General features: G+C 70.2%; 7 protein-coding genes and 1 pseudogene. 7 read left to right on the forward strand and 1 reads right to left on the reverse strand.

Annotated features, from left to right (window positions below; all coding sequences use genetic code 11):
• The 3 genes and pseudogenes from ACILQS_RS14630 to ACILQS_RS14640 form a co-directional block, all read left to right on the forward strand.
• Positions 1-370: pseudogene (locus ACILQS_RS14630) on the forward strand (threonine aldolase); the annotation flags it as partial.
• Positions 367-1,302 carry an MBL fold metallo-hydrolase gene (locus ACILQS_RS14635; protein WP_395640862.1) on the forward strand — a complete coding sequence of 312 codons (936 nt, stop codon included), beginning with the start codon at positions 367-369 and terminating at the stop codon, positions 1,300-1,302. The pseudogene ACILQS_RS14630 and the gene ACILQS_RS14635, both read left to right, overlap by 4 nt.
• The gene (locus tag ACILQS_RS14640) at positions 1,299-2,981 is read left to right on the forward strand and encodes a long-chain-fatty-acid--CoA ligase (RefSeq protein WP_395640863.1); all 1,683 of its coding nucleotides are present in this window, start codon (positions 1,299-1,301) and stop codon (positions 2,979-2,981) included. The genes ACILQS_RS14635 and ACILQS_RS14640 overlap by 4 nt, the downstream gene beginning before the upstream one ends.
• Here the strand turns inward: ACILQS_RS14640 and ACILQS_RS14645 are convergent.
• The gene (locus ACILQS_RS14645) at positions 2,978-4,021 is read right to left on the reverse strand and encodes a zinc-dependent alcohol dehydrogenase family protein (protein ID WP_395640864.1); all 1,044 of its coding nucleotides are present in this window, start codon (positions 4,019-4,021) and stop codon (positions 2,978-2,980) included. The two genes, ACILQS_RS14640 and ACILQS_RS14645, sit on opposite strands and share 4 nt — an antisense overlap.
• Before the next feature lie 66 nt (positions 4,022-4,087).
• Between ACILQS_RS14645 and ACILQS_RS14650 the strand changes: the two genes are divergently transcribed.
• The 4 genes from ACILQS_RS14650 to ACILQS_RS14665 form a co-directional block, all read left to right on the forward strand.
• Positions 4,088-4,942 carry a TerC family protein gene (locus ACILQS_RS14650; protein WP_395640865.1) on the forward strand — a complete coding sequence of 285 codons (855 nt, stop codon included), beginning with the start codon at positions 4,088-4,090 and terminating at the stop codon, positions 4,940-4,942.
• A gap of 4 nt (positions 4,943-4,946) precedes the next feature.
• Positions 4,947-5,747: an SseB family protein gene (locus tag ACILQS_RS14655; protein ID WP_395640866.1), complete on the forward strand. Its 801-nt coding sequence runs from the start codon at positions 4,947-4,949 to the stop codon at positions 5,745-5,747.
• 4 nt (positions 5,748-5,751) lie between these two features.
• On the forward strand, positions 5,752-6,408 hold the full coding sequence (locus tag ACILQS_RS14660) for a hypothetical protein (RefSeq protein WP_395640867.1): 657 nt from the start codon (positions 5,752-5,754) through the stop codon (positions 6,406-6,408).
• Between the two features lie 23 nt (positions 6,409-6,431).
• Positions 6,432-7,216 (forward strand): LLM class F420-dependent oxidoreductase (locus tag ACILQS_RS14665; RefSeq protein ID WP_395640868.1); only part of this gene is annotated, 785 nt, incomplete at its 3' end.

The raw sequence follows: 7,216 nt of genomic DNA on the forward strand, positions 1-7,216 counted from the left end.
CGGCATCGTGTTCCTGCGCAAGACCACGATGCAGCTCGCGAGCAAGATGCGGTTCATGTCGGCCCAGCTGCTCGCGCTCTTCGACGGCGGTCTCGGCCTCGCCGCCGCGTCCCACGCGAACGCGATGGCCGCCCGGCTGCGCGGCGCTCTCGAGGAGCTCGCACTGCCCGGGCTGGGCTTCAGTCAGCAGACCCAGGCGAACGCCGTCTTCGCGGTGCTCGACAACGCCGCCGCCGACCGCATCCGCGAGAGGGTGCGCTTCTACGACTGGGACCGCGCGGCGGGCGAAGTGCGCTGGATGACGGCGTTCGACACCACCGAGGCGGATATCGACGCCTTCGTCGAGGTCATCCGCTCCGAGCTGTCGTGACCTCGATCGCCGAGGGCGTCTGGGTCGTCGAGCTGCCGCTCCCGCACCGCGGGGTCGTCGAGACGACGAACTGCTACCTCCTCGCCGACGACGCCGGCGGCGTGCATCTCGTCGACCCCGGCTGGGACACCCCCGACAACCACGCCCGCCTGGAGGCGGGGCTGACGGATGCCGGCTTCGCCCTCGACGACGTGCGGTCGGTGACGGCGACGCACCTGCATCCCGACCACCTGGGCCTCGGCTCCCGCCTCCGCTCCGAGCGCGGCGTTCCGGTCGCGCTCCACCGGCTCGAGCACGAGGCCCTCACCCGGCCGCTCTACCCGGAGCCCGACGAGACCATCGCCCGCTGGGGCATCCCGGCGGACTTCGTCGACGAGGTGCGTGCGAACGTGCTGCCCCGCTCGCAGCCGCCTGGCCTCGCCGCCGACGTCGTGCTCGAGGACGGCGACCTGCTGCCGCTCCCGGGGCGCGCGGTGCGGGTCGTGCACACGCCCGGCCACACCGTCGGCTCGATCTGCCTGCACGACGAGAGCGCCGCCCTGCTGATGACCGGCGACCATGTGCTGCCGATCGTCAACCCCGGCCTCGGCCTCGGCGGGTTCCTGCCGGACGACGACCCGCTCGGGCTGGCTCTCGACTCCTACGCCCGGATGGCCGCATACGACGACGCCGAAGTGCTGCCCGGTCACGGAGTGCGCTTCCACGGGGTCGCGACACGGGCCACGCAGATCGCCGACCGCCACCGTCGTCGCGGCGCCGAGATCGCCGCCCTCGTCGACGCCGATCCCGGGGCGAGCGTCTGGCAGATCGCGTCCCGGGTGAACTGGACCGGCGGGTGGGAGGCGCTCGTCGGATTCCTGCGGCTGTCTGCCTTGTCGCAGACGGAGATGCATCTGCGACACCTCGCGCGGCGTGGCACGCTAGGCAAGTGACTGTCACCGACCCGAAACGCCCCTGGCTCGACTCCTACGCCCCCGGCGTGCCCCACGAGATCGAGCTGCCGACCGGGTCGCTCGCCGACCTCATCGCCGAATCGGTGCGCACCTATCCGCAGAATGTCGCGATCGAGTTCTTCAACCGCGAGACCACCTACGCCGAACTCGGCGACCAGATCGGTCGCGCCGCCGAGGGCCTGCGCCGGCTGGGCGTGAAGAAGGGCGACACCGTCGCACTCGTGCTGCCAAACTGCCCGCAGCACGTCGTCGCGTTCTACGCGATCCTGCGACTCGGCGCGATCGTCGTCGAACACAACCCGCTCTACACGCCGCGCGAGCTGCGTCACCAGTTCGAAGACCACGGCGCGAAGGTCGTCATCGCGTGGGACAAGATGGTCGCCACCATCCAGGAGTTCCCCGAGGATGTCGCCGTCGATTCGATCGTGAGCGTCGACATGACGCGCGCGATGCCGTTCGGAACCCGCGCCCTCCTGCGCCTGCCGATCAAGCGGGCACGCGACTCCCGGGCGGCGCTCACGACCAAGGTGTCGGGCACGACCCCGTGGGAGAAGCTGTTCGCCGACGTCCCGCTCGCTCCCGAGGTGCCGGGGCCCACGGTCGACGACGTCGCGCTCATCCAGTACACGTCGGGCACGACCGGGCACCCCAAGGGCGCCACCCTCACCCACCTCAACCTCGGCGTCAACGCGGCGCAGGCGCGCGCCTGGGTTCCCGAGGTGCCGCGCGGCACCTCCGTCGTCTACGCGGTGCTGCCGCTGTTCCACGCGTACGGGCTCACGTTGTGCCTCACCTTCGCGATGAGCATGGGCTCCCGGCTCGTGATGTTCCCGCGTTTCGACCCGGAACTGGTGCTGCCCGTCATCCGGAAGCGGCCGCCGACGTTCCTGCCGGCTGTGCCGCCGATCATCGAACGTCTCACCCACGCGGCGAAGGAGAAGGGCGTCAGCCTCGACGGCATCCAGATCTCCATCTCGGGCGCGATGCCGCTCTCGGCGCGGGTCGTCGAGCCCTGGGAAGCCGAGACGCACGGCTACCTGGTCGAGGGCTACGGGCTCTCCGAGACCAGCCCCGTGCTGATGGCCAACCCGGTCGCCCCGAGCCGCAAGGCCGGCACCGTCGGGCTGCCGCTGCCGAACACCGAGGTGCGCGTCATCGACCAGGAGACAGGTCTCGAGGCGAAGACGGGCGAGCCCGGCGAACTCCAGGTGCGTGGGCCGCAGGTCATGAAGGGCTACTGGAACAAGCCGGACGAGACGGCCGAGGTCTTCGACGGCGACTGGTTCAAGACCGGCGACATCGTGCAGATCGACGCCGACGGGTTCGTCAAGATCGTCGATCGCATCAAGGAAATGATCATCGTCGGCGGCTTCAAGGTGGCGCCGAGCGAGGTCGAAGACATCCTGCGCGTCTACGACGGGGTCGCGGATCTCGCGATCGTGGGCATCCCGGATGCCGACGGCGAGGAGGAGGTCGTCGCCGCGATCGTCCCCGAGGCCGGTGCCGCGATCGACACCGACGCCTTCCGGGCCTACGCGAAGGAGCACCTCACCCCCTACAAGGTGCCCAAGCGCGTCGTCCTGCTCGACGAGCTGCCGAAGTCGCTCATCGGCAAGGTGCTGCGCAAGAAGGTGCGCGACGGCATCATCGCCGGTTAGGGCCGCAGCAGCACCTTGATCGCGCGACGCTCGTCCATCGCGGCATAGGCCGCGGCGACCTCCGACAGCGGGAGCTCGAGGTCGAACACCGCGCCCGGACGCAGCCGGCCGTCGAGCACCTCGGGCAGCAGCTCGGCGACATAGTTGCGCACCGGCGCTACGCCGCCCCGGATGCCGACGTTGCGACTGAACAGCGGTTGCAGCTTCACCTCGGGCCCGAGGTGCGGAACTCCGACGTAGCCGACCTGACCTCCGGGACGGGCGGATCGCGTCGCCTGAGTCATCGCCTCTTCGGTGCCGACGCACTCGAGCACGCGCTGGGCCCCGACGCCGTCGAACATCTCGCGGATCCTCCGGATGCCGTCCTCCCCGCGCTCCTCGACGATGTCGGTCGCGCCGAACTCCCGCGCGACCGCCTGCCGGGATTCGTGTCGCGACATCGCGACCACCCGCGACGCGCCGAGTCGCGAGGCGGCGAGCACCGCGCACAGCCCGACCGCCCCGTCGCCCACGACGACGACCGTGTCGCCGGGCTGCACCCCGGCCGAGACCGCCGCGTGATGGCCGGTGCCCATGACATCCGAGAGCGTCAGCAGGTGCGGGATGAGGGCGTCGTCGACCGGCCCGGGTACGACGGCGAGGGTGCCGTCGGCCAGCGGCACACGGATCAGCTCGCCCTGCCCGCCGTCGGACGGATGCCCGCGTCGGTCATCGCCGCCCCACCAGCTGCCCTGCAGGCACGACGTCGAGAACCCGTTGCGGCAGTTCACGCAGGTCATGTCGCACACGTAGAAGGGCGCGATCACGAAGTCGCCGACCTTCACCTTCGCCACCGCGGTCCCGACGCTCTCGACGATGCCGACGAACTCGTGGCCGATGCGACCGTTGGCGTGGGTGACCCCGCGGTACGGCCAGAGGTCCGAGCCGCAGACGCACGCGGCGACGACCCGCACGATCGCGTCGTCGTCCATCATCAGAACCGGGTCGGGCACCTCTTCGAAGCGGATGTCGTGGTCACCGTGGATGAGCGTCGCGTGCACGCTTCGAAGCTACCCTCCCGGCCGGGATGAGGCGTTCTCACAGCGATCTCTCGCCACAATGTCGGCGTGGACTTCTCCCTCGACTTCACGCCCGAGCTGCTCGTCGCGTTCCTCACCCTGTTCGTGCTCGAGCTCGTGCTGGGGGTCGACAACGTCATCTTCATCTCGATCCTGGCGAGCAAGCTGCCGGTCAAGCAGCAGGCGCTCGCCCGCAACATCGGGCTCACGATGGGCATGCTCGGCCGCATCGGCCTGCTGTTCGCGGCGTCGTGGATCATCTCGCTCAAGGACGACCTGTTCCAGATCGCCGGCTACGGATTCTCGGGCCGCGACCTCATCCTCATCGGCGGCGGGCTCTTCCTGATCTACAAGGCGGTCAAGGAGATCCACGAGAAGCTCGAAGGCGCCGACCACGGCACCGGCTCGGTGAAGACGGCGACCCTCGCCGCGGTGCTCGGGCAGATCTTCGTGATCGACCTCGTCTTCTCGTTCGACTCGGTCATCACCGCCGTCGGCATGGTCGACAACCTGCTCGTGATCATCGCGGCGGTCGTGCTCTCGTTCGGCATCATGCTGTTCGCCTCGAAGCACATCTTCGGCTTCGTCAACAAGCACCCCTCCGTGAAGCTGCTGGCGCTCGCGTTCCTCGTGCTGATCGGTGTCTTCCTCATCGTCGACGGTTTCGGCATCAAGGTCGACAAGGCCCTCATCTACGTGCCGATGGCCTTCGCCGTCGTCGTCGAGGTGCTCAACCTGGCCTACCGCGCGCGGCAGAAGAAGAAGCATCCCGAGCGCGTCGAGACGCCCGTCGAACTGCACCACCAGCACTCGTACGGCGTCGACACCCCCGCGATCGACGCGGCCGAGGGTCGCACCGACGGCAAGGTGACCCTGTCGAGCAAGCCGATCTCGTCGGAGTAGCGCGGTGGGCGAGCCGATCCGCAACGTCCGCGTGCAGGAGGCGCTCGACGTCTGGGCCACCGAGAAGAACAACCGCACCTTCTCCGACGTGCTCCGGCGCGCCGTGTCGGGTGAACTTCTGCTCGACATCTCGACGTCGCAGCTCGCCGACCGTGCGGCGGGACCCGGCCCGGGCGACCGGATCGCGATCGCGTCGCAAACCGACAACGCCGGCAAGCACCTGCTGCTCGCCTACACCGACAACGCGCGGCTCGCCGCCCGCACCCCCGAGAACACGCTGTCGCTCGGGCAGCCCGCGCACGCCGTGATCGAGCAGGCGATGCGCGACTACGAGGGGATCGTGATCGACGCCGGACATCCGGGGATGTTCATCGCCTACGCCGACGAACTGCGACAGGGCCTCGGTGCCGAGCCCGCTGCAGCGGCCCGGCTGGCCCGCGATCTCGTGCAGCGCGACCGGGCGTTCGAGGAGTTCCTCGCGGGCCTCGCGCTCGCCCCCGTCTACATCGCGGTGCAGCCCCACCGTGACGAAGCCGGCACGATCACATCGGTGTCGGTGCTCACCGCCCGTGGTCGCGACGGGGAGGAGCTCTCCGCGCTCTTCACCTCGCCCGCCGAAGTCTGGGCGTGGGCTCCCGAGGTCGAAGCCCGACCCACCCGTCTGGCGAACGTCGCCCGGGTCGCCCTCCAGGACGGCCACGTCGGCGCCATCGTCAACCCCGCCGGCCCGGCCGGTCCGCTCCCGCCCGGCATCCTCGCCGCATACGCCGGGGATGCTCCGGGCCCGGCGCCCACGGCAGGATAGAACGATGGATGCCGACCTCGAGGCCCAGTTCGTCGCCCGCGAGGCGAACGATCCCCTCGTGCGGCCCGCGACCGCCGGCTCAGCCGTGTTCGAAAGGCTGCTGGAGTCGTTGACCGACGAGCGCGGCGTGCACCTCGAGACGATCACGACGATCCTCGGCGCCCTCGCCGGACGCGCCTGCCGGGTCGCCGCCGACTCCGACGACGCGGGCCGTACCTTCGCCCGAGTCGAGACGACCGACGGTGAGGGCTACACCCTCGGGGACGCCATCAACTGGCCGCTCGCCGAATCCCCGACGTCGGTCTGGGCGATCCTCGCCGGAGCCGTCGTGGAGCAGGGCGGCACGCCACCTGACCTCGCGGAGGCGTTCCGGCACAGCGTCCAAACCCTCGGCGGACCGGAGTTCGGGATCCCGCGCTACACCGCGGGCACGCGGTCGAGCATCACCCCGGCTGCGGCCGTCGCGACGTTCTGGCCCCCGGCGATCGCGCTCATCGAGCACGTCGCCCCCGATCCGCGCCACGCTCCGATCGCGCTGGGCTTCGCCCTGAAGCGGCTCGTCGAGGCCGCGGCGCCTGGCGGCGCGGATCTCGAGGCGATCGCCCGCGTGGCCCTCGACTCCGCGCTGACGACCGCCAAGCTGGAGCCGCCCGTCTCCTGATCGGCGCACCGTAGGGTCGAAACATGAGATTCGGCATCTTCGTTCCCCAGGGTTGGCGCTTCGATCTGGTGGACATCCCGCCGGAGCAGCATTGGGCGACGATGAAGCGCCTCGCGCTCGCGGCGGATGCGGGGCCGTGGGAGTCGCTCTGGGTGTACGACCACTTCCACACCACCCCGGTGCCGAGCGACGAGGCGACACACGAGGCGTGGACGCTCATGGCGGCCTTCGCCGCCGTCACCGATCGCATCCGCCTGGGACAGATGTGCACCTGCGTGGCCTACCGCAACCCGGCCTACCTCGCGAAGGTCGCCGCGACGGTCGACCACGTCTCGGGGGGACGTCTCGAGATGGGCATCGGCGCCGGCTGGTACGAGCACGAGTGGCGCGCCTACGGGTACGGGTTCCCCGACGCGCCGGAGCGACTGCGGATGCTCGACCAGGGCGTTCAGATCATGCGCCAGGCTTGGGAGACCGGGCGCGCCGACCTCGACGGCGAGCATTATCAGGTGAGCGGCGCCATCGTGCGGCCGCTGCCGATCCAGTCGGGCGGCATCCCGATCTGGGTCGCCGGCGGCGGCGAGAAGGTCACGCTGCGGATCGCGGCGCAGCACGCGAGCTGCACGAACTTCAACGGCGGCGCGGAGGAGTTCGCCCGCAAGAGCGAGCTCCTGCGGGGACACTGCGCGAAGCACGGCACCGACTTCGAGGCGATCACGCGGTCGAGCAACTTCAACACGATCATCGGCGCCACCGAGACCGAGGTGGCGGAGCGCGTCGACGCCTACGAGGCCCGCCTGCGTCCGCA

It is taken from the genome of Pseudolysinimonas sp., from assembly GCF_044239695.1.
Classification (GTDB): Bacteria; Actinomycetota; Actinomycetes; order Actinomycetales; family Microbacteriaceae; genus Pseudolysinimonas_A.

What these genes read in the sequence shown, in the direction of transcription:
- ACILQS_RS14660 (WP_395640867.1), top strand. Translation starts at nt 5,752, where the DNA reads ATGGATGCCGACCTCGAGGCCCAGTTCGTCGCCCGCGAGGCGAACGAT.